Source organism: Nonomuraea sp. CA-143628 (assembly GCF_050942315.1).
Lineage (GTDB): Bacteria > Actinomycetota > Actinomycetes > Streptosporangiales > Streptosporangiaceae > Nonomuraea.
Genome location: NZ_CP192072.1, coordinates 3,367,218 through 3,393,505, shown reverse-complemented (window position 1 = coordinate 3,393,505; position 26,288 = coordinate 3,367,218). Strand labels below are relative to the sequence as shown.

At 67.2% G+C, this 26,288-nt stretch carries 32 protein-coding genes; 10 read left to right on the top strand and 22 right to left on the bottom strand.

Going from position 1 to position 26,288, the window contains the following annotated elements; genetic code table 11:
* Nucleotides 1-52: 52 nt before the first annotated feature.
* Together ACQP2T_RS15900 and ACQP2T_RS15895 are read right to left on the bottom strand one after the other, a co-directional pair.
* Complete coding sequence (locus ACQP2T_RS15900) at nt 53-1,078, bottom strand: LacI family DNA-binding transcriptional regulator (protein WP_433516902.1); 1,026 nt, start codon at nt 1,076-1,078, stop codon at nt 53-55.
* Between the two features lie 656 nt (nt 1,079-1,734).
* A complete protein-coding gene (locus tag ACQP2T_RS15895; protein WP_433516901.1) occupies nt 1,735-2,370 on the bottom strand; it encodes a TetR/AcrR family transcriptional regulator in 636 nt (211 codons plus the stop codon).
* Nucleotides 2,371-2,465: 95 nt separating this feature from the next.
* On the opposite strand from ACQP2T_RS15895, the gene ACQP2T_RS15890 reads away from it, so the two are divergent.
* Together ACQP2T_RS15890 and ACQP2T_RS15885 are read left to right on the top strand one after the other, a co-directional pair.
* The gene (locus ACQP2T_RS15890; RefSeq protein ID WP_433519779.1) at nt 2,466-2,849 is read left to right on the top strand and encodes a DUF1761 domain-containing protein; all 384 of its coding nucleotides are present in this window, start codon (nt 2,466-2,468) and stop codon (nt 2,847-2,849) included.
* Nucleotides 2,840-3,265, top strand: coding sequence for a DUF1801 domain-containing protein (locus ACQP2T_RS15885; protein WP_433516900.1), 426 nt, complete (start codon nt 2,840-2,842; stop codon nt 3,263-3,265). Before ACQP2T_RS15890 ends, ACQP2T_RS15885 begins: the two co-directional genes overlap by 10 nt.
* Before the next feature lie 63 nt (nt 3,266-3,328).
* On the opposite strand, the gene ACQP2T_RS15880 is transcribed toward ACQP2T_RS15885, so the two are convergent.
* The 3 genes from ACQP2T_RS15880 to ACQP2T_RS15870 form a co-directional block, all read right to left on the bottom strand.
* Nucleotides 3,329-3,883 (bottom strand): hypothetical protein, encoded by a 555-nt coding sequence (locus ACQP2T_RS15880; protein ID WP_433516899.1) that lies wholly within the window; start codon nt 3,881-3,883, stop codon nt 3,329-3,331.
* Between the two features lie 212 nt (nt 3,884-4,095).
* Complete coding sequence (locus ACQP2T_RS15875) at nt 4,096-4,446, bottom strand: hypothetical protein (RefSeq protein WP_433516898.1); 351 nt, start codon at nt 4,444-4,446, stop codon at nt 4,096-4,098.
* Nucleotides 4,447-4,539: 93 nt separating this feature from the next.
* On the bottom strand, nt 4,540-4,842 hold the full coding sequence (locus ACQP2T_RS15870; protein WP_433516897.1) for a hypothetical protein: 303 nt from the start codon (nt 4,840-4,842) through the stop codon (nt 4,540-4,542).
* Between the two features lie 311 nt (nt 4,843-5,153).
* On the opposite strand from ACQP2T_RS15870, the gene ACQP2T_RS15865 reads away from it, so the two are divergent.
* The 5 genes from ACQP2T_RS15865 to ACQP2T_RS15845 all read left to right on the top strand — a co-directional run bounded on the left by ACQP2T_RS15865 (nt 5,154) and on the right by ACQP2T_RS15845 (nt 8,373).
* On the top strand, nt 5,154-5,330 hold the full coding sequence (locus ACQP2T_RS15865; RefSeq protein ID WP_433516896.1) for a hypothetical protein: 177 nt from the start codon (nt 5,154-5,156) through the stop codon (nt 5,328-5,330).
* Between the two features lie 44 nt (nt 5,331-5,374).
* A complete protein-coding gene (locus ACQP2T_RS15860; RefSeq protein ID WP_433516895.1) occupies nt 5,375-6,028 on the top strand; it encodes a trypsin-like serine protease in 654 nt (217 codons plus the stop codon).
* Between the two features lie 16 nt (nt 6,029-6,044).
* Nucleotides 6,045-6,449, top strand: a complete 405-nt coding sequence (locus ACQP2T_RS15855) for a hypothetical protein (protein ID WP_433516894.1) — start codon at nt 6,045-6,047, stop codon at nt 6,447-6,449.
* A gap of 455 nt (nt 6,450-6,904) precedes the next feature.
* Nucleotides 6,905-7,810 (top strand): hypothetical protein, encoded by a 906-nt coding sequence (locus tag ACQP2T_RS15850; RefSeq protein WP_433516893.1) that lies wholly within the window; start codon nt 6,905-6,907, stop codon nt 7,808-7,810.
* Between the two features lie 173 nt (nt 7,811-7,983).
* A complete protein-coding gene (locus ACQP2T_RS15845; RefSeq protein ID WP_433516892.1) occupies nt 7,984-8,373 on the top strand; it encodes a hypothetical protein in 390 nt (129 codons plus the stop codon).
* 180 nt (nt 8,374-8,553) lie between these two features.
* Here ACQP2T_RS15845 and ACQP2T_RS15840 read toward each other — a convergent pair whose 3' ends face one another.
* The 8 genes from ACQP2T_RS15840 to ACQP2T_RS15805 all read right to left on the bottom strand — a co-directional run bounded on the left by ACQP2T_RS15840 (nt 8,554) and on the right by ACQP2T_RS15805 (nt 15,155).
* Nucleotides 8,554-8,961, bottom strand: a complete 408-nt coding sequence (locus ACQP2T_RS15840; RefSeq protein WP_433516891.1) for a PIN domain-containing protein — start codon at nt 8,959-8,961, stop codon at nt 8,554-8,556.
* Nucleotides 8,946-9,206 (bottom strand): type II toxin-antitoxin system Phd/YefM family antitoxin, encoded by a 261-nt coding sequence (locus ACQP2T_RS15835; protein WP_433516890.1) that lies wholly within the window; start codon nt 9,204-9,206, stop codon nt 8,946-8,948. Before ACQP2T_RS15835 ends, ACQP2T_RS15840 begins: the two co-directional genes overlap by 16 nt.
* A gap of 87 nt (nt 9,207-9,293) precedes the next feature.
* Complete coding sequence (locus ACQP2T_RS15830; RefSeq protein ID WP_433516889.1) at nt 9,294-10,364, bottom strand: DUF4192 domain-containing protein; 1,071 nt, start codon at nt 10,362-10,364, stop codon at nt 9,294-9,296.
* 70 nt (nt 10,365-10,434) lie between these two features.
* Nucleotides 10,435-11,175, bottom strand: a complete 741-nt coding sequence (locus ACQP2T_RS15825; RefSeq protein ID WP_433516888.1) for an EI24 domain-containing protein — start codon at nt 11,173-11,175, stop codon at nt 10,435-10,437.
* 10 nt (nt 11,176-11,185) lie between these two features.
* Nucleotides 11,186-11,767 (bottom strand): Maf family protein, encoded by a 582-nt coding sequence (locus ACQP2T_RS15820; RefSeq protein ID WP_433516887.1) that lies wholly within the window; start codon nt 11,765-11,767, stop codon nt 11,186-11,188.
* A 16-nt stretch (nt 11,768-11,783) separates the two neighbouring features.
* Nucleotides 11,784-12,326, bottom strand: coding sequence for a DUF937 domain-containing protein (locus tag ACQP2T_RS15815; RefSeq protein WP_433516886.1), 543 nt, complete (start codon nt 12,324-12,326; stop codon nt 11,784-11,786).
* A gap of 29 nt (nt 12,327-12,355) precedes the next feature.
* A complete protein-coding gene (gene ftsH / locus ACQP2T_RS15810; RefSeq protein WP_433516885.1) occupies nt 12,356-14,317 on the bottom strand; it encodes an ATP-dependent zinc metalloprotease FtsH in 1,962 nt (653 codons plus the stop codon).
* Nucleotides 14,318-14,351: 34 nt separating this feature from the next.
* Nucleotides 14,352-15,155 (bottom strand): hypothetical protein, encoded by an 804-nt coding sequence (locus ACQP2T_RS15805; RefSeq protein ID WP_433516884.1) that lies wholly within the window; start codon nt 15,153-15,155, stop codon nt 14,352-14,354.
* Nucleotides 15,156-15,326: 171 nt separating this feature from the next.
* On the opposite strand from ACQP2T_RS15805, the gene ACQP2T_RS15800 reads away from it, so the two are divergent.
* The gene (locus tag ACQP2T_RS15800; protein WP_433516883.1) at nt 15,327-16,295 is read left to right on the top strand and encodes a DUF3616 domain-containing protein; all 969 of its coding nucleotides are present in this window, start codon (nt 15,327-15,329) and stop codon (nt 16,293-16,295) included.
* Between the two features lie 38 nt (nt 16,296-16,333).
* Here the strand turns inward: ACQP2T_RS15800 and ACQP2T_RS15795 are convergent, their stop codons facing one another.
* Nucleotides 16,334-17,008, bottom strand: coding sequence for a peptidyl-tRNA hydrolase (locus tag ACQP2T_RS15795; RefSeq protein ID WP_433516882.1), 675 nt, complete (start codon nt 17,006-17,008; stop codon nt 16,334-16,336).
* On the bottom strand, nt 17,005-18,267 hold the full coding sequence (locus ACQP2T_RS15790; protein WP_433516881.1) for an MFS transporter: 1,263 nt from the start codon (nt 18,265-18,267) through the stop codon (nt 17,005-17,007). The genes ACQP2T_RS15795 and ACQP2T_RS15790 overlap by 4 nt, the downstream gene beginning before the upstream one ends.
* A gap of 71 nt (nt 18,268-18,338) precedes the next feature.
* On the opposite strand from ACQP2T_RS15790, the gene ACQP2T_RS15785 reads away from it, so the two are divergent.
* A complete protein-coding gene (locus ACQP2T_RS15785) occupies nt 18,339-19,286 on the top strand; it encodes a GlxA family transcriptional regulator (RefSeq protein ID WP_433516880.1) in 948 nt (315 codons plus the stop codon).
* Nucleotides 19,287-19,755: 469 nt separating this feature from the next.
* On the opposite strand, the gene ACQP2T_RS15780 is transcribed toward ACQP2T_RS15785, so the two are convergent.
* From ACQP2T_RS15780 to ACQP2T_RS15770, 3 genes are read right to left on the bottom strand one after another with little or no spacing between them, the layout of a single operon-like run.
* On the bottom strand, nt 19,756-20,520 hold the full coding sequence (locus ACQP2T_RS15780) for a class II aldolase/adducin family protein (protein ID WP_433516879.1): 765 nt from the start codon (nt 20,518-20,520) through the stop codon (nt 19,756-19,758).
* A gap of 27 nt (nt 20,521-20,547) precedes the next feature.
* Entirely contained in the window at nt 20,548-22,032 is a 1,485-nt protein-coding gene (locus ACQP2T_RS15775) for an FAD-dependent monooxygenase (RefSeq protein WP_433516878.1), read from the bottom strand.
* On the bottom strand, nt 22,029-22,652 hold the full coding sequence (locus ACQP2T_RS15770) for a TetR family transcriptional regulator (protein WP_433516877.1): 624 nt from the start codon (nt 22,650-22,652) through the stop codon (nt 22,029-22,031). The genes ACQP2T_RS15775 and ACQP2T_RS15770 overlap by 4 nt, the downstream gene beginning before the upstream one ends.
* Nucleotides 22,653-23,162: 510 nt before the next feature.
* On the opposite strand from ACQP2T_RS15770, the gene ACQP2T_RS15765 reads away from it, so the two are divergent.
* On the top strand, nt 23,163-23,870 hold the full coding sequence (locus tag ACQP2T_RS15765; RefSeq protein ID WP_357939997.1) for a hypothetical protein: 708 nt from the start codon (nt 23,163-23,165) through the stop codon (nt 23,868-23,870).
* Between the two features lie 108 nt (nt 23,871-23,978).
* Here the strand turns inward: ACQP2T_RS15765 and ACQP2T_RS15760 are convergent, their stop codons facing one another.
* From ACQP2T_RS15760 to ACQP2T_RS15745, 4 genes are all read right to left on the bottom strand, one after another.
* On the bottom strand, nt 23,979-24,425 hold the full coding sequence (locus tag ACQP2T_RS15760; RefSeq protein ID WP_433516876.1) for a group II truncated hemoglobin: 447 nt from the start codon (nt 24,423-24,425) through the stop codon (nt 23,979-23,981).
* Nucleotides 24,426-24,490: 65 nt separating this feature from the next.
* Entirely contained in the window at nt 24,491-25,015 is a 525-nt protein-coding gene (locus ACQP2T_RS15755; RefSeq protein WP_433516875.1) for a flavin reductase, read from the bottom strand.
* An 82-nt stretch (nt 25,016-25,097) separates the two neighbouring features.
* The gene (locus ACQP2T_RS15750; RefSeq protein ID WP_433516874.1) at nt 25,098-25,844 is read right to left on the bottom strand and encodes an SDR family NAD(P)-dependent oxidoreductase; all 747 of its coding nucleotides are present in this window, start codon (nt 25,842-25,844) and stop codon (nt 25,098-25,100) included.
* A 52-nt stretch (nt 25,845-25,896) separates the two neighbouring features.
* On the bottom strand, nt 25,897-26,283 hold the full coding sequence (locus ACQP2T_RS15745; protein ID WP_433516873.1) for a hypothetical protein: 387 nt from the start codon (nt 26,281-26,283) through the stop codon (nt 25,897-25,899).
* Between the last annotated feature and the right edge of the window lie 5 nt (nt 26,284-26,288).

Genomic DNA, 26,288 nt, shown 5'->3' with positions numbered 1-26,288 from the left:
TCGGTATGCATCGACGATGCTTATCGGGACCCCTGGCCGAGGCCGTCGGTGATCAGTTGGAGGGAGTAGGCATCACGGTCGTACGACGGGTGAGTCGTGGCGCGACCAGGTCGATTGCGGGACGTTCCACCCCGGGGCTCGGATCGAGTAACCAGAACAGCGTCTCCATCGCGCGCCGGGAGACGTCCCGCGGCTCCACGGAGATATTCGTGTACGGCGGATCGGACTGTTCGGCCCAACGGTCGGAACTGAGTCCGATGAGGGAGATGTCACGGCCCGGCACGACGTCCTTCTTCCGCAGCGCGTTCAGCAGCGGCATGATCGCGTCGCTGTGCGGCACCACCACTCCGAGACGCCCGCCGGTCCGCCGGGCGAGGAGCTGATCGGCCGCGGCCGCCTCCTGCCCATGGTCGACCGGTTCGATCACCGTCAACGGAAGGCCGCGCACCCGCGCCTGCCGCCGCACCGATCGCAGAAAGCGGCCGACGTAGTTCAGGCCACGCTCCATCGCCGCGGCCGGGTAGCCCACTATGACGATCTCGTCGTGGCCGGTGTCGGCCAGCTCCTCGACGGCCATCCGGGCCGCCGCCTCGAAGTCGAGGTCGACGCAGTGCAGCCCGGCCGGGTCGGCCGGCACACCGATGAGCACCACCGGAACGGACAGCGCGGCGGCCACCGGGACCCGCTCGTCCTGCTCCTCGATGTCCATCATGATGATCGCGTCACACAGGGCCCGTCCGGCGAGGCGCCGCAGACCCGCGGAGCCCTCGTCCGCGGTCACGAGCAGAACCTCGTGATCGTGGGCGCGGGCCGAGCTGGCGATGGTCTCGATGAACGGCAGCAACCCGAAGGCATCGCCCCCGACCCCGAAGCGCACCACCAGACCGACCACCCGGGTGCGGCGCTCCGCGAGAGCCCGGGCGCCGGAGTGCGGCTCGTAGGTGAGCTGTGCCATCGCGTCCAGGACCCGTTGCCGCGTGCGCTCGGAAATGGGTCGCTTGCCGGTCATCACATAGGACACGGTGCTCTGCGAAACACCGGCGATACGCGCGACGTCCTTGCTGGTGAACGCCGCCATGACACCTCCCTGGGGAATCGTCGATGCGTATCAATGGCAAGTGCCGACAGGCTACGACGGCGATCGTCCGAGCCACAAGACATCTCCCGGAAACAATTCCGCCATCCTGCCGCCTCGTCGCGGGATCGTCGCGGCGGGAGGGCATGCGCCCTGGATCGACGAAGGGCAGACGATCTGAACCTTTGATCCTGATGCCTTATATGGTCGCCGCAGGACGACTGTCCTGTGCGTACACAATGGCAAGGTTCGGCATCCACCAAGGCGCCGCGGCTGATGGCCGGTGCCCGCCACGCCGCCGGGCTCGCTCCGGCCGACGCGGTGGTGACCGTGCCGGTGCTTGAGACCGGCGGGGGCAAGGTGGCCGAGAACCGCGCGTTCGACGCGCTCGTGGAGAACCAGCGGCTGACACGAAAGGCATTGGACGCCATCGACGACCTGGTGATCACCATCGGCGGCGACTGCGGACGCAACGGGGCGCCAGGAGCGAGGAGACCTCCGCCCGCATCACCGCCGAGCATAACCCCACAAACGCCGACGCAGCCGCTGACCAGCCAGCCCCACCGCCGATTCCGACCTCTACCGCTCTCGCGAGCCTCTCAAGTGCCTACTCATTCCCGGTACGCGGACGCCCCGTGCGGCCGGTGCCGAACCGCGCCCTATCCAGGGGCATACGCGGCGAGAAAGACGCGGGTGCCCTCGTCGGCCAGGGCGTTCAGTTCCTCGGGGGTGCCGGCGGCCGCGTCGCCCAGGAAGGCGGCGCGGTTCGCAGGGATGGAGGCGATCAGCCAGGTGAACAGGTAGGCGGCGCGGTCGGGGTCGGGGGTGTTCAGCAGGCCCCGTTCGGTGAGCTTGGCGAAGGTCTCGGCGAGGAGTTTCAGGGTGCGGACCCAGCTTCGCTCGAAGTACTCGCGGCCGATCTCGGGGAACCGCTCCGCCTCGGCGATGACCAGGCGGCGCATCTGGAGCAATTGGGGGTCGGTCAGGCCGCGCAGCGTCGTCCGGGCGTGGTCGCGCAAGGTGGTGGCCAGGTCGTCGGTCTCGGCGAGCGCGAGGATCGCGGGCTTGAAGTACTCGTAGCCGCGATCGACGGTGTCCAGGACGACCCCGGCGAACAGTTCCTCCTTGTCGGCGAAGTACTGGTACACCGTCCGCTTCGACGCCCCGGCCGCCGCGGCGACCGCGTCCATGCTGGTCCCCACGTACCCGTGGGCGGTGAAGACGGCGCGCGCGGCGGTCAGGATCTCCTGGCGCTTGCGCGCCGAGCGGGCTTCGGCCCGGGTCGTTACGGTCATCGAGAAACCTCCTTGACACAGAACACTACCCGGTTTAGTTTTCTTGCTAAGTAAACGGTACCGTTTAGTTTCCAGGAGGGAGAACGTTGAGCACCGTGATCTCTGTGGTGGTGGCCGCGATCGTCGCGTTCGTGGTGAGTTCGATCTACTACGCCGTGCTGACGCCGTACGAGAAACGCGCGCTGGGCGACCGCGCGCCGGACCGGGGCAGCCGGCCGTCGCCCGTGCAGATCCTGCTGGAACTGGCGCGCAGCCTCGTGCTCGCCTCGGTGATCGCCGGAGTGGCCCGGTACGCGGACCTCACCGGCGTGGGACAGGCGCTGGTCCTCGGCCTGGTGTTGTGGGTCGGGTTCCCGGCCGTGCTGCTCACGGGGTCCATGATGTGGGAGAAGACCCCGGCTGTCACCGCCGCGCTGCACGCCGGCGACTGGCTGATCAAGATCATTGCCATCTCGGCGATCGTGGGAGTGTGGCTGTGAACGACGTACGACCTCAGGGACCCTACGAGACCGACCCGCGCGTCGACGACTACATCACGAAGCTGCCGGAGTGGCAGCAGGACATCTGCGGCCAGGTCCGCGACCTGATCCACGCCGCCGACCCCGAGGTCGTCGAGACCATCAAACGGACAGTTCAGCCCTACTTCGTCCTCAAGGGCAACGTCTGCGCACTGCTGGCCGCCAAGGACCACGTCAACGTGTTCCTGTACGACGGCGCCATCGTGCCCGACCCGGAAGGCATCATCACGGCCGGGCACGACAACAAGACCGCCCGGACCGTGTCCTTCCGCCAGGGCGAAACCATCAACGAACGCGCCCTTGTGGCGATGTTCCGCCAGATCATCGCCAACAATCGCGCCGGGGGCTGGCGCAAACTCAAGGATCAGCCGAGATAGACGGCGTGAAGGCCGAGCCCTTATGGCTACGCTCAACGAACTTAGGGTCATCGCATATAACGCTCAATTGTACTCATATACATCTATAACGATAAGGGGCTTTTTCTTGGTTGATATCTTTTCTGAAATCTTAGGACCTGGAGCGGTCTCGGACTTCTCCGGATCGAGGGTGGCGATGCTCAAGTGAGCCTTGTCCCACTTGTTTGATTTCATCAATATCTTCACTGGCCGATTCTCGGCCAGAATTTCCCATTCGCGCTTTCGGAGACGTTCGACTGCCGTATTGAGTGCGTCCTTTGCATCCGCAGCCTCAACATCTACTACCAGCGTGCGCGTAATTTCAATTCCACCGCCTACGGCAGCCTGGCTGCTTGTCTCCTCCACTACAGAGCCGATTCCACGTACATTGTCGAGAACAGCCTGGGCCACCTGAAACGTTCGCGGTGATCCGCATCCTGCAGCTAAGATAATGGCCCCGAGCATAGCTAAGGCTAACCTCCCACGTCGGCGTTGCCGCACGAGGTCTCCCTTCAGACCCTTGGTAGACCTACATTCAAAATCATCTGCTTGTCCAGCATGCAGCGCGACCACACCTCCAGAATTCTTCGACAGATCCATTGCTCCATAGATTTTCCAGGTCCCTCTGGCGATTGACAACGCTAGTTGAGTCTTTGCGGTCGAGGTATCCCGTCTCCTTCCAATCCTTATATGTCTTGAATGACAGTAACGGATAACCGCCTAGCGGATTGTCGACCGTTACCCCGGAGCAACCACAATAGGCTTCGGCGGCTTCCCTGTCTGTTAGATTATGCCCGCTGCCATCCTTATTTTCATACCAGAAATTCTGCTTCAGATATTCCATCCATGCCGCAGCCAATTGTATGGCCCCGAGGTGCATGCAGGAGCTGATCAGTAACCTGTCCGAGCGTCCCCCTCCCCCAGCCCCTGTACTTTATGAGCATCATTCGAGCTTTGTAGATTTCAAGCTGAGTGATACTGACAGACGCACCCCAGCCTTTGTAGCCGTCAATCAAATCGTCTTTTGTCTTAGCCGCCTCCGCACCGCTTCGACCGGTTCCCTCCCTGGCGTGTGCGCTTTCCCATATGATGACAGCTGCGAGGACGTTTTTATTGATATGGTGATTAGCGGCGGCGGACTCAATATCTCGCCAATATCTCACGACTTGTTCATACGCACCGTAGTACTTGTACCGGGATGCGGAGCTGCCATTCGGAGCGGCTACCGCGCGACTACCCCCCTGTCCGGCATTGAGCTACGCCGCAACCTTCTGCATATTCCGCCATTCACCAAGTCTTGAGTCGTGTGGGTTTTCCTTAGCCGCCCTCTCCATCGCTTTGAAACTCTCCAGGCCACCGGCCGACACCCAGCTGAAGGCGAGCTGCTCATCAGTCATTGTGGGTGACCAGTTGGACATGTATTCGTTCTGTACTTTTTCGCTGGCGAACCAGAAGTTGGGCTGGTCGACCGCCCTTCCGTTGGGCATGACCTTCCAGCCTAGTCGCTTGAGTTCGTCCTTGCCGAGCCAGAACTTCTTTTCCTTCTCGAGTTCGATCATGCGGGCCCAGCTTGGATCAACAATAACTCCAGCGCCGAAACAGCCGGTGCAGTCGCCGATCTCGTAGTCGTCCCGAACGGGTCCGTAGGGGGTACCCCAGACTCCTCCCACTGCCGACCCGGCATACGTGGGCGTAAGCCCGACTCCACCAACGCCGTCGGTAATGACGGTGGCATGGCCGGTGGGGTCGATACCGGTGAGTGGTGAGGCGTCGGCGTAGGTGTAGGTGTAGCGGTTGGCCTGAACGGAACGTCTCGCAACTTCCCGACAGCGACAAGATCTTCTCTGCGCGCCGATGGCCGCAACGCAACATGGTGCTGTTGCAGGCGACGGCCGTGTCTCCCGCGCTGCGCCTGGCTCTTGCCCAGCGTTATGGCGTGAGCTCGGTCGCGATCTGGCTCCGCCCGAATGCCAGCCTTCCGGACAAGCAGGCGAACAACCGCCAGGACGACAGCGGCACCTGGATCAATGCCGGCAGCAGTACATAGGCATCGAGAACGGTACGTGCACTACCGGATTCGCGTGGGGTACCGTGAGCGAAAACCTCGTGCTTTGCGCAGGGCACTGCAATCCAGAGGACAGTCCCCACAAGGTCGTCCCGAATATCGGACAGGTCGTGAGCAGCACCTTCAGGACCGGCGTCGGAAGTGTGCGACCCCCTGGATACACCTGGGCATTAGGCGACATATCGGTGATCAAGGCAGCGTCCCCGCGCCTGCACACCGCGTCGATCTTCGGCGGGGACAAGAACTCGAGCTCCGTGCGCCCGGTGCTGGGACGTCATTCCCGTGGACCGGTGCCGGGAGACCAGTACTGTACTGGTGGCATTACGACCGGCGAAATCTGCGGCTGGGTCGTGGACGCCGCGTATGACCCGGACGACTTCAGGACAACGAACGAAAAGGGTCAGGTCGAAGTAATTAGGCTTGCCATCAAGGGCTCGAAGACCGGCAATTGCACCCAAGGGGGAGATTCCGGCGGGCCCGTTTACACAATCCGTAACCTCAAGGTCAACGGAAAATGGAAGGGTTATGCATACGCCCGAGGAATCCACTTCGGCGGCACAAAGAATAAAGCCACAGGAAGTTTCCTGAATCCCTGCAATGAATGGTTCACCGAAATCAACGACATCAAGCTGAACATCGGCAGCGACATCAAAAAGCGCAAGTTCCCCACTCTTTTCTAGAGGAATACCTCCCAACGTGTCTCACAAGATCTCCTCCGCAAGAATCCTGCTGATCTTCGCATCGCTGGCGCTACTGGCGCTAACCGGATGCGGTGGCCAGGAGAGGTGGTACCCGATTTCCTCGATCAAGGTATCCGCCGACCAGCAAACCATCGTGGCCGAACTCCTATTCGGCGACAAGCGCGAGGACGGCACCTTTTGTGAGAAGGTCGTGGACACGAAGGTCACTGAGTCCGCTTCCCATGTGGTCATCGGCGTCCGGGTGGAAAACCCCTGTGGGTCTCTCTTCCCCTGGGAGGAGAGACCCGCTAAAGACATCGGGTACGCCTACCCCGTGCAGCTGCACCTCACGCAGCCGCTCGCCCAACGGACGGTCCGCGACAAGTCCAACGATTTGAAGCTCCCGGTGACCAATGACTGAACCTGAATCAACGGATCCGAATCGGATTTAGCTCATCCTCAGTGAGTTTCTGAGCTGGGCTTCGAGGTCATCACTGAAGCCTTTTCAGGCTCCCCGGCGAGTGCCCTGATCACAGCATGATCGCGACGCCGATGTTCGACCGATGATGTCACGAAGCTCCTGGTAGACGGGTTGATCACCACAACGCACCACCGTCGCAACCAGGAGCTTCAGGCGCTGTCGACGATCTCAAGGTGGGCAGTCCCCAACCTTCCTGGAGGTGGCGGGGCTGAGCTCCAGCATGCGACTCAGCGGGTCGGTGACGGAAGAAGTGCAGTGGGCCGAGGCCTGTACCCGAAGATGCTGCGCGCCACCGCCGTCACTTAACCCCAAAAGACCGCATCCCGGCGCGTGGCACCACCGCAGCCGGACCGGCAGAATGTGCTGGTCCGTTCCCGATCATGATGAGAGCGCCCATGAAACGCTGGATCGCCCTGATGGCCGCGACCCTGGTCTCCGCCGCGCTGGTCACTCCGCCGGCGCCCGCCCGGGCCGCCGTCGACCCGGTCTCCTCGCTGAAGAAGCAGATCGCCAAGGGTCAGGCGGTGCGGGTGGTGGAGTTGGGAGGCCTGTACCTCGGCCGCGACCAAGACATCTTTCAGGTGGAAAACCGCGGTGTCCTGATGCTCGGCGGGACGGGTGTGGGCGCGGCCGACATGACCCGTACCCTCCGCCCCGGTTTCCGGATGCGCGACCAGATGAAGGCGGGCGCCTGGGACGCGGCGAAGGTGGGGACGGAGTCCAAGCCCAACCGCTCGATCGCGGTGAACGGACAGCTCTTTCGGTCCGGCCCGCTGTACGCGCCTGTGCTGCCCGAGGGCAGGACGTGGGCGGCGGCGGGCCGCAGGAGCGCCACCGCGGCGGCGTATGGCGATCAGTTGATCAACGTCTTTGAGCCTGCCACGTTGAAGACGCTGCTGGCCACGGCTTCGAGCAAGCGCCCCCAAACGTACGGATCCGATCTGAAGGCCACCATGTACCGGGGCACGATCACCTTCCGTCAGCTGCACGCGGTCTCTCCCACCTTCCGCGCCCTGATCGGCACCCGACCCCTGGCGAGGGTCGCGGCAACGAAGATCAGCTGGAGGCTGCACGTCGACGACGACCAAGGCCAGGCCCTCACCCTGAGCACCAGCTGGCCCGTCTCCGGCGGCCGCCGGGCGGGGGTCTTCTCCCAGTACCCCGGCCGGGATCACCCGAGAACGCTGGCCATGCGCGTCTCGGCACCGCGTCCCGCACAGGTGGCGCCGGCATCGTCGCTGACGGGGGCGCTACCCCGTCCCAGCGCCCTGCTCGACCTGACCTTCTCTCCGGGCGCGTAGGCAGCCGCCTTGAGCCTGCAACGCACGCCTTTTCACCGCTGATACCGGCGAACCCCAGCATCTGCGTGATCGCAGCGCCCACGTCGGCGTCGGTGCCGCGAACGTGACAGGGACGCATTCGATCTGCGCTGTCGCCCCTCTTAGCAGCGGCAGGACCAGTAATTGAGGCAACTATGAGGAAGCCAACGGGCGTGTTCCTGGCGCTCATCACCCTCTGCTCTTGCAGTGGTCAGGGTGAACCGCGCGAGTACACCGTGGACACGCCCGTTGACCAGGTGAGCCTTTCCCGGGAAGGCACCGTTCTGACTGCGGAGGTCATGGGTGTGGCCGGGATTCCCGGGGGCGCTCCCTGCACGAAAGTCAGTCGAGCCGAAGCGGTGGAGACACCAACCACCGTTACCGTTCGAGTTGATCTGACGCACTGCCCCGGCGGCTCTGCGGGCACCCCCATAGTGGGTGCCGGCTGGAGCCACCCGGTAGATATCCCGCTCAAGTCCGCGCTCGGAAAGAGGACCGTCCAAAACACGAAGGGCCACCGCCTGAGAGTCAAACGCCAGAAGTGACGGAGTCTCGCCGGACGGTCCTGACGGTCCTGACGGTCGGCGAGATCCAGACGCACCGTTGTACGCTTTGCGGTCCCAAACCCATGTATGACGTCCAGATCTTGGGCCACCCGCCTCGGATGCGCGCATACAACGAACGACGGCATCGCAAGGAGAATTAGCAGGCCAAGCGGTTACGGCCTAATGAGGAACGACTTGCGCCCTGACGCCGGGGAGGTCGTCGAACGCGGCGGACGAGTCCATCGTGATCACCGTTCTCGCGGTGGTCGCGGCCGTCGCAGCGATCAGCAGATCGTACGCTCCCCGCTTCTTTCCCTCTCGCCGAACATGCGCCATCAGACGAGCATGAACCCTGGCAACGTCCGTCGTGTATTCCTCGACCGGAATCAGCGCAAGAACCTCATCCACAAAAGCCTGCCGATTGGGGCGACGTGCCGCATCGGCCAGCTCCACACCGACCAGCAACTCAGCCACGGTGATGGCGGCGATCGCCACATCGTCGGCGTCTCCGATCACCGTGTCCACAGACGCCTTGCCTCGCTCCGCGGCGATGAGCACACCCGTGTCGAGGATCAGACGTCGGGCCACGTGTTCCTCATCTCGTCGTCGACCGTCTCGCGAGCGGCCGCCACATCGCCCTCGAAGTCGGCGTCCAGCGTCCCCGCGCTTCTGGCCAAGAAGGCCTTGACCATCCGTCCTGGCGCGGTGGGCGCGGGACCGATCACCGCAATCCGCTTTCCACCGCGAGTCACCATGATTGTTTCACCTCGTTCTGCTTCGTCGAGAACCGTCGCGAAGCTCCGAGACGCCTCGGTGGCAGTCATCACCTTCATAAAATCAGATTATCTGATCTCGTGCTTCCAAAGGCTACCTTGAGGAGTCCGGGCGGTTGGGCTCGGTGTGGGGTTGAGGTATGCAGATCAAGCCGCCGTTTCGTGGTCTTCGTCGAGGATGTTGATCAGGGGGATCAGCCAGCCCGCGTGGACGGGACCCATCGCGGTGTCCAGTTCGGACGGGGTGGGGAGGCGGTCGAGCAGGGTGGTCGGGGACAGGAGTTGTTGCAGGGCGTGCATGAGCAGGTTGGCCATCGAGTAGGTCGGGTCGGTGGTCAGGGCGCGTTCGAGGGCGATGGTGGCCAGAACGCTGTCGCCCGTGCGCCAGGAGGCCATGGCCAGCAGGGACGCGGCCGGTGGGGTGAAGCGTGGTTCCAGGCGGCGGGTGAGGTCTTTCCAGAGGGTGGCGTGGGAGTCGCCGGCGAGGGTCCAGGCTTCGTCGCGGATTCTGATCACCGTCAGGTCGAGGCCGAGTCTGGCCGCTTCGGCGTCGTCCAGGCGGCCACCGGCGGCGTGGGTGGCCAGGGCGGCGCGAACTCGGACCAGGCCCCGGGTGACGAACTGCTGGGCGAACGCGTTCACATCCGTCGCCTCCATCAGCCGGGTGCGGAACTCGGCGACGGCCTCCGCCGTGGCGCGGCGCATCGACACCCGGACGGGACCGGTGAGCGGGGCGATGGTGCGTTCCAGGCTCTGGCGGTCGGGCAGGGCCACCAGGCCGTGCACGGTGGCCTCGGCGGCGATCTGGCTGGTCGAGGTGTCGTACGGCGTGCCTTCGGGAGGGCAGCACCGGGGCACGTCGCACACGTACGACCAGTAGCGGCCGCCCTCGGCTCGCAGGGCCTCGTCCACGCCGATGCCTGCGCGGGCGGCCAGTCGGCGGGCCTCGTCCACGGCCGGGGTGACCCGCTCTCCAGGGCCGTAGCCGATCAGGATGATGTGGGTGATGGCCTCCCGATCGAACAGCGCCGACAAAGGCTCCAGCGTGCCCGGCGGAAACGGTAGTGGCCAGCGGGTCGCCAGCTTGGCCTGGCCTCGGGCGAGGCCGAGCACGATGAGGCTGTCGACCGGGTGGAACCCCACGAGGTAGGGCACCGCGGCGAGGACGTCGGTGGGGCTGGTCAGGGTCAGGCAGGGCTCGGAGGCGTTGGTCGTCATGAGGCATGAGGGTGCCTGAACGGAGGGGGTGTCCAAGGCGCCGAACCGCGTTCTGGGGATAAAGAGAACGTCAGGGAGCGGGGGTTGCGGCCAGGCGGTTGCGGACGAACAGGGCCGCCCCCGCCACCGCCGCCGGCATCGCGATGACCGCCACGAACGGCACCAGGAACAGCAAGAACACCACCACCCCGAACCCCAATGCCCCCGCCTTGTTCCCCCGCAGCAACGCGAACCGCTCCTTACGCCCCATCCCCCGCCGTTCCAGCGCCAGCGTCGTCAGCTCCACCGTCAGGAAGAACCCGGACACCATGGCCCCCAGCACCGGCACCACCGTCTGCCCGACCACCGGCACGAATCCCAGGAAGAACAACGGCACGGTGAACAGCAGCACATAGCCCAACGTCACCAGGCTGTCCCTGAGAGACCGGGGCAGGGTCCGCCACCACGGCTGCTCCTCCACCCCCGGCAACGGATCCACCGTGGCGGACAGCTTCTCGTAGAACGGCTCCCCGATCGCCAGCGTGAGCGCCGTGAAGGTCAGCACCGCCAGCGCCAGCCCGCCGAGGACCAGCGCGATCCCGATCAGGGCACGGAAGAGGTCCCGCCACCCCCACGTGTCGGCGAACGGCGTAAGAAATTCCGCCATATCCGACGCGTTCGTGCCGAGGAAGATCAACGCCACCACGTACACGACGAAGGCCAGCAGCGCCGGGATCAACCCGAACAGCCACCACCGGCCGTTCTTGGCGACCCAGCCCACACCCTGAAGGAAGAAGCCGACGCCCGCCAAGAAGTCGCGTACTGATCGCATGCCCGGCACGCTAGCGCCAGAACGACGTCACCGCGTAGCCCAGTTCGCCGAAAAGGTTGCGGATCAGCGGCAGCGAGATGCCGAGCACGTTGCCGTGGTCGCCCTCGATGCCCTCGACGAACCAGCCGCCCCGCCCCTCGATGCTGAACGCCCCGGCCAGGCCCAGCGGCTCACCGGTGTCGGCGTAGGCGGCTATCTCCTCGTCGGACGGCATGCCGAAGCGGATCGCGGTGCTGGCCACCTCGGCCACCTGCCGGTCGGCGGATACGTCGATGACGCAGTGGCCGGTCACCAGGCGTCCGGTCCGGCCGCGCATGATCCGCCACCGCTCGACGACCTCCTCGGCCGTGGCCGGCTTGCCGTAGGGCCTGCCGTCGAGCTCCAGGATCGAGTCGCAGCCGATGACCAGGCCCTCGTCGAGCCCGCTCGCGACCGCCGACGCCTTGGCCTTGGCCAGCTCAAGGGCGAGCGCGGCGGGCGAGTAGGCGGTGTATGCCTCCTCGTCGACGCCGCTGACGATCACCTTGGGGTCGAGTCCGGCGCTGCGGAGCAGAGCCAGCCGGGCAGGGGACGCTGAAGCCAGGATGATCACCGCACCAGCTTACCGTTCAGCGGTCGAAGTTCGGCTGGCCGGGTACGTCCATGGAGTCCCCGTCGAAGATCGCGCCCAGCAGCTCGGCCAGCTCGGTGGGGAGGGTGGCGCTCTCCTGGTTCAGGGCGTCGGCGACGGCCCCGGCCTCCATCCGCCCGCGAGTCGCCCGCCCGGCCAGCAACGACATGATCATGGGCGCGATCAGCGGCAGCAACCTCATGATCGTGCGGCCGTCGACCCCCACCAGCCGGGACAATCCGTCGGCCGCCTGCTCGGTGCCCTGCCCGCCGAGTACGTGCCCCAGGATGCTCTGCCCGTCACGCGACAGCGACGCCACGTCGCCGTTGAACGGGTCGGCGTCCACATGGTCGTCGAGGGCAGCGCGCAGCGCCTCCGCACCTTCGGGGTGCGCGGCGTTGCGCGCCAGGCCGCCGATGATGGTGCCGGACACCGTCGTGAGCACGATGCGGGCCGTTGCGGTGTCCGTGCCGAGCAGCCCGGCGACCTCCTCCAGCCCGGCATCGCCGAGCTCTGCGAGAAGCTCGTCGTTCAGTGTCACATCGGAGACCTGCCCGGCGCGGCCTCAATTTACGTTACGGGCTTGCCCAAGTCCCCGGAAAGCCCGGCGGCGGCGTAGGCGCTCGCCTCGTCCAGCGTCTCGTGCTCCAGCAGGGCCGCGACGATGGCGTCGAGCTTGTCGCGGTTCTCGCTGAGGACGCGCAGCGCGCGCTCGTAGCACTCGTCCACGATCCGCCGCGCCTCCTCGTCGACGGTGGCGAGCATGGCGGGCGAGGCCTGCGGCGGCTGGCCGTCGCTGGGCAGGATGGTCAGCGGCCCGACCTTCTCCGACATGCCCCAGCGCCCGACCATGCCGCGAGCGATCATGGTGACCTGCTCCAGGTCGTTCTCGGCGCCGGTGGTGATCACGCCGAACACCACCTGCTCGGCCGCCATCCCGCCGAGCGCGCCGGTGATGCGCCCACGGAGATACTGCTCGTCGTAGGCGTACCGATCGGTGTCGGGCGTGGACAGCGTGACGCCGAGCGCCCGCCCGCGCGGGATGATCGAGATCTTCCTGACCGGGTCGGCGCCGGGCTGCAGCATGCCGAGCAGCGCGTGGCCGGCCTCGTGGAAGGCCGTCCTGGTGCGCTCCTCCTCCGGCATCACGATGCTGCGCGCCGCGCCGAGCTGCAGCTTCTCCAGCGCGTCGGCGAAGTCGGCGATGCCGACCTTCTCCTTGCCGCGCTTGGCGGCGAGGAGCGCGCCCTCGTTGACGAGGTTCGCCAGGTCGGCGCCGGTCATGCCGGGCGTGGTCTTGGCGATCTGGTCGAGGCTGACCTCGCCGTCGAGCGGCACGCTCCTGCTGTGCACGGCCAGGATCGCGGTACGGCCGGCGGCGTCGGGCAGCCCCACCTGCACCGTACGGTCGAACCGGCCCGGCCGCAGCAGGGCCGGGTCGAGGATCTCCGGCCGGTTCGTGGCCCCGATGACGATGACGCCTTCGACGCCGGAGAAGCCGTCCATCTCGGTGAGGATCTGGTTGAGCGTCTGCTCGCGCTCGTCGTGTCCGCCGATGCCGCCGGCGCCGCCCCTGGCCCGGCCGATGGCGTCGATCTCGTCGATGAACACGATCGAGGGGGCGACCTTGCGCGCCTCCTCGAACAGGTCGCGTACGCGTGACGCACCCACGCCGACGATCATCTCGATGAACTCCGACGCGCTGGCGGAGAAGAACGGCACGTTCGCCTCACCGGCCACGGCTCGGGCCAGCAGCGTCTTGCCGGTGCCGGGAGGACCGGCGAGCAGCACGCCCTTGGGCAGCTTGGCGCCGAGCCTGCGGTATTTGTCGGGGTCCTTCAGGTAGTCGACGACCTCGACGAGCTCGTTCTCGACCTCGTCGATGCCCGCCACGTCCGCGAACGTGGCCCGTACCTGGCCCGCTTCGACCGGCTTGGCCGCCTTGGACCGGCCCAGGCCGCTCAGCCCGCCGCCGCCCATCATGCTGGCGCCGCGCCGCATGACCCAGATCCAGAGCCCGGCCAGCAGCAGGACGGGGAGCAGGGAGAGCAGCAGGTTGACGAAGAAGCCGCGCCCGCTGTTGATCGGGTCGGCCTTGATGTCGACCCCGTTGCTCTCCAGCTGCTGGTAGAGCTGGTCGTTGTTGGCGAAGGCGGGGATCTCCGTCTTGAACTTCGTGTACGACTTGTTGCCGCTGTCGGGATCCTTGGCCGCGGTCCGCAGATCGCCCTCGACCGACAGGCCCGTGGCGTAGATGTCCTTGACGTTCTTGGAGGTCACCTGCTTGGTGAACTCGGTGTAGGACACCGTCTCGACCGAGCCGCTGTCGAAGAAGGACGAGACCAGGAAGAACGCCGCGTACACCACGAGCAACGTGACGACGAAGCGCCACCAGTTGATCTTCGGGCGACCACCGCCGGACGAGCCGGGCAGCCCTTCCGCCCGCCAGGGCGGCTTGGGCTTGTCTCTGTCAGGCGCCTGCGGCTGTCCCGAGCGATTGTCAGGCGCCTTCGGCTGACCTGGGCGTTCCACGGCGTCACTCCCCCATATCGCCGTACATGATCTTCTAGCCTAGAACACGCACCCCGGAAACCACGCGCGTGATGTCACGCCACCTGGTCCGCTGCGACTCCGGCACTGTCACGAACGCCAGCCCCGGCTTGGCCATTCCCCCGTCGAGCACGACCACGGCCGCCCGCGAGACGTGTTTGCCGTACCTGACCTGGTAGGCGAGCAGCCAGCCGCGCTTGATCGGCTGGGAGACCAGCCAGCGGATCCGGGCGCCCTTGGGGTGGTGGTTGAGCGTCCAGCGGGCGGCGAGCAGCGCGGTGTCGCGCGCCGACTTCTGCTCCTCGATCGGGAGCGGGCAGGTGACGAGCATGCCCCGCTGGTTCGAGCCGCGCTTGAGCGGGAGCACCTGCTTGCTGGTGAACGGCGCCGCGCGGTGCGCCTTCCACGGCTTGCCGAGCCTGGGCACGACCAGGCCGGTCCGCGCGTCCTTGATCACTGCCCTGCCGGGCTTGGTCATCTTCAGCCGCGCGACCTTCTTCGGCAGCTTGGGGACCCGGGCGTCGGCGTACAGGGCCTCCATGGCGGTGTAGCCGGGCGCCAGCGACGAGCCGGGAGTCGGCGTGGCGCGGGGAACGGCCGCCGCCGCGGAGTCCACCGGTGAGGGAGATACCGAAGGCTCCGCGGAGAAAGAGGCAGAGGGGGTGGCGGAGGGCGGCGCGGACGAGGTCGGCACGGTCGATGGCGCGGCAACCGGCCGTGCGGCGACCTCGTCCGGCCGCGACGGGAGCAGCATGACCAGCGTGACAGTGGCGACCGCCAGCACGGTCACGACTGCGAGCCCCCGGTATACATCCCGCATGCGAAGATCGCCGATGCGGGATCGCCTGGGTGAAGAAACAGGGGTTCCCGGCCTGGCTGCAGTTCTCACACGGGAACCTTCGGTCCCATCATCCCCATCGAGCACGATCGGGAGCGTACGACAAATCCCGCCATTCCGCTTATGAAGCGGCCGAAGTGTCATCATGGCTTCGTGGAACAGGTGGAGCTCCGATTCGACCCGGCCTCGCAAGCCTCCCAAACGCACACGAACCTCTCCGCGTTACGGCACGACGGCAGCGGCCTGTGGCTGGCCGGGGACGAGACCGCCACCATCGAGCATCTGGCCTGGACCGGCGTGAACTACGCGGGCCAGCGCACCTTCCGTGTGGCCGACTACGTACGGCTGCCCGCGGGCACCGAGGACGAGGCGGACATCGAGGGCCTGGCCAGGGCCGACGGCCATCTGTGGGCCGTCGGCTCGCACAGTCTCAAGCGCCGCCGGATCAAGTCGGCCAAGGACCCGGCCAAGGCCGTCAAACGGCTGGCGACCGTGGTCCGCGAGGAGAACCGCTTCATCCTGGTACGCCTGCCGCTCGACCCCGCCACCAACGCCCCGCTGCCGGGCGCGATCCTCTCGGGCCAGGACAACATCGCCGCCCACCTGGAGGACGACCCGCACCTCGCGCCGTTCCTCGCGCTGCCCGGCAAGGACAACGGCCTCGACATCGAGGGCATCGCGGTGCTGGACGAGCGGGTCTACCTGGGGCTGCGTGGCCCGGTGCTGCGCGGCTGGGCGGTGGTCCTGGAGATCAGGCCCGTCGAGAGCCAGCCGGGCAGGCTGCGGCTGCGCGAGCCGTACCGCAAGCACTTCCTGGACCTGGGCGGGCTGGGCGTGCGGGACCTGTGCCCGTACGGCCGTGACGTGCTGCTGCTGGCCGGGCCGAGCATGAGCCTCGACGGGCCGGTACGCGTGCTGCGCTGGCGGGTCCACCGAGCGGGCGAGGTGGTCACGGCGGACGAGCTGGAGACGGTCGCCGAGCTGCCGTACGGCATCGGCTGCGACCATCCCGAGGGGATGGCCGTGCTGGCGGACGGCAGGCTGATGATCGTCTACGACAGCCCGTCGCCCGCCCGGATCACCCCGGCGGGCGGCGTCCTGGCCGACGTGATCGAGATCTAGCGCCCATCACGACCACCACGATCGAGATCTGGCGTCCGTCACGACCGGGCGACTCGCCCATACAGCCAAGGCGCGTCGGCGACGAACGTACACGAACCCGGCTCGATCTCAGTGAACCCGGCGTCCCGCACCACGGGCAGCCCCGCGGCCACCTTCTCCTGGAAGTCGCCCGCCGCCGCGGTGCGCACCGTCACGGCCAGCCCGGCCGCCCGCCACGCGGCGCGCTCGGCCTCGTCGCTGGCCCACCAGGCGAGCTGGGCGGCGTGCCCGGCCTGGGCCATGGCCTTGCCCGCCGACATGGCGAGCCCGGGGTTGGCCCACAGGATCGGCGGCTCGGCGGGCGCGAGGTCGCCGGTGTCGGTCAGCTCGGTGCCCGACACCTGCAACCGGGCGAGGTCCCTGGGCCAGTCGTCGAGCGGCACGGGCGGGTGCACGCGCACCTCGGCCGTACGGTGCTCGACAGTGCGGCCGGGCAGCGCCAGCGCCCGGCGCCACTCGGCGCCCCTGGCCCGGCGCACGACCTTGCGGATCTTGCCGGTGGACTGCCAGGCGTGCAGCTCCGCACCCCACTCGCCGGGGTCGTCGAGCAGGCTCAGCACGGCCATCGCGGCCGCCTCCAAAGCGTCGGTACGCTCCGGCGGCGTCGCTCTCTCGATCCTGACCACCAGCGGCAGGACCATCAACTCCGCGTCACTCATCTTTGGGTCACTCATCGCCCTTTAGCATGCCCGATGGCCAGGGACATGCCGGCCGCCAGGAGGCAGAGGGCGCCGGAGACGTACCAGGCCAGGTCGTAAGCGCCCAGGTGGTCGCGGGTGAGCCCGGCGCCCACGGCGGCGAACGCGGCGCCGATCTGGTGCGAACCGAACACCCAGCCGAACACGACCGCGCCGTCCGCCCCGTAGATCCGCCGGCACAGCGCCACGGTCGGCGGCACGGTCGCCACCCAGTCGAGCCCGTAGAACACGATGAAGATCAGCATGCTGGGCTGGGTCGTGGCCGCGAACAGCCCCGGCAGCACCATCAGCGACAGCCCGCGCAGCCCGTAGTAGACGCCGAGCAGGATCTTCGGATTCACCTTGTCGCTGAGCCAGCCGGAGGCGACCGTGCCCACGATGTCGAAGATCCCGATGACCGCGAGCAGTCCCGCCGCGACCGGCTCGGCCATGCCGTGGTCGTGCGCGGCGGGGATGAAGTGGGTGCCGACCAGGCCGTTCGTGCTGGCTCCGCAGATGGCGAAGCCGCCCGCCAGGAACCAGAACGCCCGGGTCCGCGCCGCCGACCTGAGCACCGTGAGCGCCCGCACGGCGGCGTTCTGATGGACGGGCAGGGTACGGACCGTGCCGGGCTCCGCCCCCAGGGCCGTGGTGCCCACGTCCTCCGGATGGTCACGCAGCAGCCACCACACGAACGGCACCACCGCCAGCGCGGCCCCCGCCACGGTCAGCGAGGCCACCCGCCACCCCGGTCCCTCGGCCAGCTGGGCGAGCACCGGCAGGAAGATCAACTGACCGGTGGCGCCGGCCGCGGTGAGCAGGCCGGTGACGAGGCCACGGTGCTTGACGAACCATCGGTCGGTCACCGTCGCCACGAACACCAGCGCCATGGACCCCGTGCCCAGCCCGACGAACACGCCCCAGAACAGCAGCAGTTGCCAGCTCGCCGTCATCAGCACCGTGAGCCCGCTGCCGATGGCCACCAGCAACAGCGCGAGCGACACCACCCGGCGCATCCCGAACCGGTCCATCAGGGCGGCCGCGAAGGGCGCCGTCAGGCCGTAGAGCACCAGGTTGACCGACACCGCGAGCGAGATCGTGCCCTTGGTCCAGCCGAACTCCTCCTGCAGCGGAGTGATCAGCACGCCGGGAGTGGCACGGAACCCGGCCGCGCCGAGAATGGCCACGAACGCGACGGCCGCGACGAACCAGGCCCGATGCAGCCGCCTGGTACGGGTGGTGGTGCTTATGGTCATCCGCTAATCCTGATATATCCGCAGCTAGCACCGCGAGTGGCCGGATAGCCAATATGTGAAAGAATTCGGCCATGACCCATCGCGTCGCGGTCCTCGTCCTCGACCACTTCGCCCCTCTCGACCTGGGCGTTCCCGGCCAGGTCTTCTGGTCTGCGGAGTCAGCGGCCGGCGAGAAGCTCTACGAGGTCGTCACCTGCTCCCCCGGCCGCCGGCCAGTGCGCTGCTCGGCCGGATACAGCGTCCTGCCCGACCACGACCTGGACGTCCTGGCCACGGCCGACACGGTCCTGCTCCCCGGCATCCACGCGGGCCGGGCGATGAAGGACGGCACGATCCCGCCCTACCTGCGCGACGCCCTGCACGGCCACAAGCGGATCATGTCGATCTGCACGGGCGCGTTCGTCCTGGCCGCCGCGGGTCTGCTGGACGGCCGCCCCGCCACCACGCACTGGCGTAACGCCCCCCGCTTCGCCGAGCTGTTCCCCGAGGTCGACCTGGATCCCTCGGTTCTGTTCATCGACGACGGCGACGTACTCACCTCGGCGGGCGTGGCGGCCGGACTGGACCTCTGCCTCCACGTGATCAGGCGCGACTACGGCACGGAGGTGGCCAACCGGGCGGCCCGCCGCTGCGTCATGCCTCCCTGGCGGGACGGCGGCCAGGCCCAGTACATAGACCGCCCCTTCCCCGACCCGACAGGCACCAGTACGGCCCCGACCCGCACATGGATGCTCTCCCACCTGGACAAGCCACTGGACCTGGACGCCCTGGCCGGGCACGCGAAGATGAGCGTCCGCACCTTCACCAGACGCTTCCGCGAGGAAACCGGCCTGAGCCCGTCACGCTGGCTGACCAAACAACGAGTCGACCACGCGAGGCACCTCTTGGAGACGACGGACGCGGGAGTGGAGGAGGTAGCCCGCCGGGCGGGCTTCACCACCACGGTCTCCCTCCGCCAACACCTCCACGCAGCGGTCGGCGTCGCCCCACTGACCTATCGCCACACTTTCCGCCGCTAGGGCGACGTCCGTTCTCCCGCTCCCCCCGGAGGGGGAATCCCTCCCAAGAACCACAGCCACCACGGACCGCGTTCTTTCCCTCCCCCGGAGGGGGTATCTCCCGAAGGACCCCAGCCACCACGGATCGTCACAGGGACCGAGACGGCTGCCCGCAACGGAAGCCACGGTCAACAAAACGCACGTATCGGCGCCCGGCCCTGTGCGGGTTCAGCGGGCGTTTTCCTGGAGGCCCTCAGCCATGTGCGGTGGGTGGCGGTGGGTGTGGCTTGCCGTAACGGATGGAAGGGGTTTGTCGGAGAGACCACCCGCCGGGTTCAGCGGGCGTTTTCCTGGAGGCCCTCAGCCATGTGCGGTGGGTGGCGGTGGGTGCGGCTTGCCGTAACGGATGGAAGGGGTTTGTCAGAGAGACCACCCGCCGGGCTCAGCGGGCGTTTTCCTGGAGGCCCTCAGCCACGTGCGGCGGGATACGTCACTCGAACAGATCCGGTTGCTCGCGGGTGATCTGGTCGTGGAGGGGCTGGTAGTTGATCCAGCCGACCAGGTCGTTGCCGATCTGCTGGTGGGTCAGGGCCGCGTTGTCCGGCTCGATGGGCACCACCTGCCCGGCCGCCTGCGCGACGAGCTGCACCTGCGCCGAGCGTTCCATCGTGATGAACCACCACGCCGCCGCGTCCACGGTGTCGCCCACCGTCAGCAGCCCGTGGTTACGCAGGACGACAGCCTTGTTGCCACCCAGCGCGGCGGCGATGCGCTTGCCCTCCTCCAGGTCCGTCACCACGCCCGTGTAGTCGTCGAAGAGCGAGACGTCCTCGTAGAAGGCGCAGGCGTCCTGCGTGATCGGCTCGATGACCTGTCCGAGCGCCGACAGCGCGCGCCCGTAGACCGAGTGGCTGTGCGCGGCCGCCACCACACCGGGCCGCGCCTGGTGCACCTGCGAGTGGATCGCGAAGGCCGCCTCGTTGACGGGGTAGCGGCCCTCGACCACCTTGCCCTCGTGGTTGACGAGGATCAGGTCGCTCACGCGCACGTGCTTGAACGACATGCCGAACGGGTTGACCCAGAAGTGGTCGGTCAGCTCGGGGTCGCGGGCGGTGATGTGTCCCGCGACGCCCTCCTCGAAGCCCAGTTTGCCGAAGACGCGCAGCGCGGCGGCGAGCCGCTCCTTGCGATGGCGCCGTTCCTCCTCGACCGTCTCGAACGTCGGCGGCAGGCGAAAGATCAGGTTCTCCGGCATGAGCCCTCCTCAGAGTCCGGGATCAGGTTAACCGAACCAGGTTCTGACAGCCTCGTCCAGCGAGTCGTCCGGGGTGCCCGCCCAGGCCACGTACCCGTCCGGGCGGATCAGCAGCGCGTCGGCGGGTGGCGCCGCGCACGTGGCCGTGACCACGTCGATCCGGCCGTCCCACACGTCCTTCAGACCGCTTCCCGCGAGGTCGAGCAGCAGCGGACGCCCCTCCCGCATGAGCGTGGCGAGGGGCACCGGCTCCAGCTCCAGGTCGGGTACGAAGTGGCCGGTCAGCGGGTGCGCCGGGGCGGCCATGGGATACGTGACATCCGCGCCCGACATAAGAGCAGATATCCGGCCACGTGCGCTCTTGTCCTTAAGCAGCTCGCCGAACACCTCGCGCAGCGCCGTCACCTCCGGCCCCGGCGACATGAGCGCGAGCTGGGCCTTGCTGTGCATGGTGACCCGCTCGGCGGCCAGCCGGCGCTCCCGCTCGTAGCTGTCGAGCAGGCCGGGCGGCGCCGTGCCGAGTACGGTGGCCGCCAGCTTCCAGCCGAGGTTGGCCGCGTCCTGGAGACCCAGGTTCAGCCCCGGCGCCCCGACCGCGGAGTGCACGTGGGCGGCGTCCCCGGCCAGCAGCATCCTGCCTGCCCGGAAGCGGTCGGCCATCCGGGTGTTGCGCCCGCTGAGGCGGCGCAGCAGGTGCGGCCCCGGACCGGGCGGGGTGGCCAGCGCGATGTCGACGCCCAGCACTCTGGACAGGCTCTCGCGCAGCTCGCCGAGCGTCATCTCGACGTCCTCGCCGGGATCGTCGCCGTCCCACTCCATGCAGCTGATCGTCAGGACTTCGGGGCTCACGGGCAGCAGGCCGTACGCGCCGCGCTCGGTGCGGTGCCAGGCGTAGAGGGCGGTCGTGCCCAGACCGGGCAGCTCCAGCTCGGCCCGGTCCATCCGGATCGTCGCCTCAGGCAGGACGACGTGGGCGGCCCGCGAGATGACGGAGAAGGCGTTCACACCGGGGAAGCCGATGCCGGCCTGCTTCCTGACCGTGCTGTGGGCGCCGTCGCAGCCGACCAGGTAGCGGGTGCGCAGTTGCTCGCCGCCGTCCAGTTCGAGCGTCACGCCCGCCTCGTCCTGGGTGAACGAGGTCAGCTCCCGCCCCCGCCTGATCTCCACGCCCAGCTCGCGGGCCCGATCCTCGAACAGCTCCTCCAGGCGGGCCTGCTTGATGCCCATGCCGTACATCGTGTTGCCCTCGATCTCGGCCAGGTCGAGCGGCAGCGCGCCGAACAGGAACATGGGGATCGGCCGCGGCGGCTCGGTGACGCCCAGGAAGCGCCGGTAGAGGCCGCGCTGGTCGAGCAGCCGAACGACCTGCCCGATGATGCCGTTGGCCTTGGGCGCCTGGCTCCGCTCCGGCAGGCGCTCCAGCACGATCGGCCGTACTCCGGCCAGGGCCAGCTCACTGGCCAGCATCAGCCCGTTGGGGCCGGCACCGGCGATGACGACGTCCGCGGTCATTGGGGCTCTCCTTGTACGGTTGGGTCGGGTAGGCCGGTGGCGAGTTGGCGCATCGCTTCTTCGATCAGAGGGAGGAGCGGCACCGCGGGCTCGACGAGCAGCCAGTGGCGGACCGCGGTCTGCGTGGCCGTGATCACCGCGGTGGCGACCAGCTGCGGGTAGAGGTCGCGTTCGTGGTCGGTGCCGGTGCGCTCGGCGACGGCCGCGGCCAGCTCGGCGTCGGCGGAGAAGAGCACCCGCAGCGACTCCCCCTCCATGGCGGGCGCGCTGGTCAGCAGCCGCAGGGCGGCCCGCGTCTCAGGGCTGGGCGCCCGCGTGGTCCGCTCCGCGTTCTCCCACGGCGCCAGCATGGCCCGCGTCACCGCCTCCCACAGCGGCTCGCCCGGCGGCCTGTCGCGCAGCACCTGCGCCGAGTGCCTGGTCCGGTCGACGTGGCGGGCGGCGAGCGCCTCCCACTTGCTGGAGAAGTAGTTGTTGAACGTCCGCGGCGACACCCCCGCCGCCTCGGCGATGTCCTCGACCCGCACGTTGTCCAGCCCGCGCTCCATGGCGAGCTGGAGCGCGGCGGCCATCAGGGCGTCACGGGTCGCCTGCTTCTTTCGTTCGCGTAGCCCGGTCATGCCTCCAGGCTACAGAACTTTGCGTACTCGGCAAATTTTCGCATCCAGCAACTTTCCGTCACCCCTCCGGCACAGCGGAGAGCACCCGTCACAAGCCCCCGAGTTCAAAAGCGTCATCTTCCGCCACAAAGGATTCGGGAAAGGGCCTTCCCGAACACCAACGTGAATAAATCTCACCGCCACCGTCCATGTCGCACTCGGCGCTCCCGGCATTCCCATGGACATAACCACCCACCCACCTCGTCCTTTGGCAAACGCGAAGAGAACACGCAATACTCTTGCGATCTTCAGCTAGGATCAGGTGGCGGTTCATTAAACCGCCCCGAGTTACGCTTTATAAGCACATGGGCGAACTATGCACACATTGCCTTGATGTCCATTTTGTTCGCATGTGCAGGCGATCGACAGAAGAATGAGACAGGCGCGCTAACCAGCTCGGCCGCTTCGGAGTTGGCGCCTGGGGGCCCGAACAGCCAGTCAGTACCACTACGAAGATCGAAAGGCAGCCTAGTGGCCATCACCCCCCGATGCCTTGGGACACCAAGGAAAGAGAATCTCGGGCCGACAAAGCTCCACCGCGAGCAGCTGACGCAGCTCGCCAAGATATTCGAGCAGACCGGCGTCTATTTCAGCATCTGGACCGACAGCAACTACGTCGTGTACGAGTCCGACTCGTCGGCGGACATCGCCGACCTCGGCTCGAAGATGACCCCGACGCTGAAGATGGTGCGGATGGTCCGGCGCGACCCCGTGAACAGCGACAAGATCATGGAATTGACACTCTCCTCGGGTACGGCCCTGCTCCTCCGCTACCGAGTGGACGAGACGGCGAACGACGCGGCCCGGATCAGGGAGATCTGCAACGAGAAGAAGCGGACCTGGGCACAGTTCGCCCATATCCCTGGCCTGGCCGTCGGCACCCTCGCGGCCATCGTCGGCGCGGCCATCGCCGGCCGCTTCCTCGGCTCGTTCTCGGGCCCGGTGTGGTGGAGCCTGCTCCCGGTCACGATGGTGCCGCTGGTCCTCGGCCTGGGCTTCAAATACCTGTGGAAACGGCTCGGCGCCGGCCTGACTCAGGCGGTCATCGTCAACGTTCCGGAGGGCTCGCAGGGCGGGCTGCTGTCACGGAAGCGCGATGACCTGATCGTCGCGGTGACCATGTTCGCGCTCAGTACGACCACGAACGTGCTGTTCACCCTGCTGTTGCAGCACAAGTAGGACTCCCGGCACTTCCCGCCCGGGCGAGGGCCCTGGGCGGGAAGTGCCGGGAGCTCCAATTGACGTGGCGGTGGATACCAGCCCGGCTTGTTGACGTGGCGGTGGAAACTAGCTCGGCTCGGACCATCCCCACTGCGGCACCTCTCGGAGCGGGTGGAGTTGGTCGTCGGTCTCGGCATGGGAGTTCTGCATCGCCACCTTCGACCCGAACTCGACATGCGACCGCAACGCCTCCCGGAAAGGCGCGTCTTCCGGGAGTCCAGCCTGATCGGCGGCCGCCATGTACAGCTCGACGAACCGCTGCCGCTGCTCCTCGGCAATCTTCAGCCCACGATGCGCGTCGATCAGTCTGGAAAATCCACCCATTTCCCTGGAGAATGTGTCGGGGCCGCCGAAGGTCTCGGCCGTGAAAGCCGTCAGATGTGTCACGTGATGCGGAAGTCCTTCGCCGAACAATGGCTGGAGCAGCGGGTCGGACAAGAGACTTCCATAGAAGATGTCGATGAACCTGTGGAGCCCTTCTTGGCCACCCGCGTGCTCAAAGAGAGTTTCCATGATTACATCATTACACCATCAATCGCCCAAGCGCTAGGTAGCTCCCGGAGCCGCGGCGCGATCTCTCAGCAGGCCATCGGCGAGCCGGAGTCCAGGCGATGGAAGCTCCGGTTGAAGTAGACGAGGCTCGGGCCGCCCTTCCGGGTACGCACCTGCTCGATCTCCACGAACAGCACACTGTGCGACCCCATCGGCTTGCAGTCCTTCACCACACCGACGACGGCCACCAACGCGTCCTTGAGCACCGGCACGCGCTGGCCGCGATCCCAGACGTTCCAGGTGAACCGTTCGGCCATGGAGACCTCCGTCGCCCCGGCGAAGTGCATCGCCAGGTCCTGCTGGTCACCACCCAGAACGTTGACGCAGACCCGGCCATTGGCCCAGAACACGTCGTGCATGGCGCTGCTGCGGTTGAGGCAGACCAGGATGGTCGGCGGGTCGTCGGTCACCGAGCAGACCGCGCTGACCGTGATGCCGCAGCGGCCGTGCGGACCGTCGGTCGTCATGATGTTGACGGCCGCGGGCAGGTGCGCCATCGCCTCCCGGAAGTCGGCCTGCGAGGGGGTCTGATCAGGTTCTCTGGCGGTCACGGCTTGCTCCTCTCCTCTCCGCTTCGTCTTGGCGTGGCTCAGCGCGTGTACAGGTCCGCTGTTGGCATCCCATTCGGATGAGTCAGCGCATGTACAGGCCGCCATTGGCGTCCCAGCACGCGCCGGTGACCGTGTCCGCCCGCTCGGAGGCGAGCAGCGCCACCATGTCGGCGATGAACTCGGGGCGCCCCAGCCGGCCGACCGGGATCATCGCCTCGATCTCCGCGAGCTTGTCCGGGGCGACGCTCTCGCGGACCACGGGCAGGTCGAGGATGCCCGGCGAGACGGCGTTCACCGTCACGCCGCGCGGGGCCAGCTCGCGGGCGAACACCTTGGTGAGCGTGGCCACACCGCCCTTGGCCGCGGCGTAGTGCGCGCCGGTCGCGGTGCCGCCGTTCTGCCCGGCGAGTGAGGCGATGTTGACGATGCGTCCGTGGCCACGCTCGGCGAAGTAGGCGCCGAGTACCTGGCAGCCGAGAAACGTCCCGTCGAGGTTGGTGGCGACCACCGAGGAGAAGCCGTCCGGCTCGATGTCCATGAGCGGCTCTACCTTGGAGAATCCGGCGTTGTTGACCAGGACGTGGATCGCGCCCCATCGCTCGACGAGAGTGTCGCGCGCCCGTACGAAGGCACTCTTGTCGCGCACGTCCAGTCCAAGCCCGATCGCGGACCCTTGCTCCGAGGCGAGCGTGGCCGCGATCTTGGCCGCCGCGCGCTGGTCGAGGTCGGTCACCGCCACGCGATATCCGTCGCCGTGCAGACGGGCCGCGATGCACGCGCCCAAACCGCGCGCCGCTCCCGTCACCAGCGCCACACGAGGAGAGCTCACAGCAGCCGTCCCGCCGCCGTCACGCCTTCCTGGCTGCCGACGTTCTTCTCGGTCATCGCGCGTCCCCCTCGACAGCGGCGGCGGGTTCCGGAAGCGGGCGGCCGATACGCGCCTCGATCTTCATGTACCGCCAGAGGCCGTGCTCGCCGACCTGCACGGTGCGGAACAGGTTGCAGGCCGCGACGACCGTCGCCTGCTCGGGCACGTCGGCCAGAATGTACGAGGTCCAGGGCCAGGAGGCGGACGGACCGACCATGTGCCGATCGTCGTCGAAAGTGCCGAGAACGGTCACACCAGGCAACTCCGACAATTGCCCCAACATGCTGACAAAGCCATCCCAGACCGGACCGGCCTGTCCGGTCGGCAGGTCGAAGAAATTCTGGTTGACGCCGATGCAGAAGAGCACCCGCAGGCTTTCCGGGGTGGTGGGCTGGGCCATGAGGA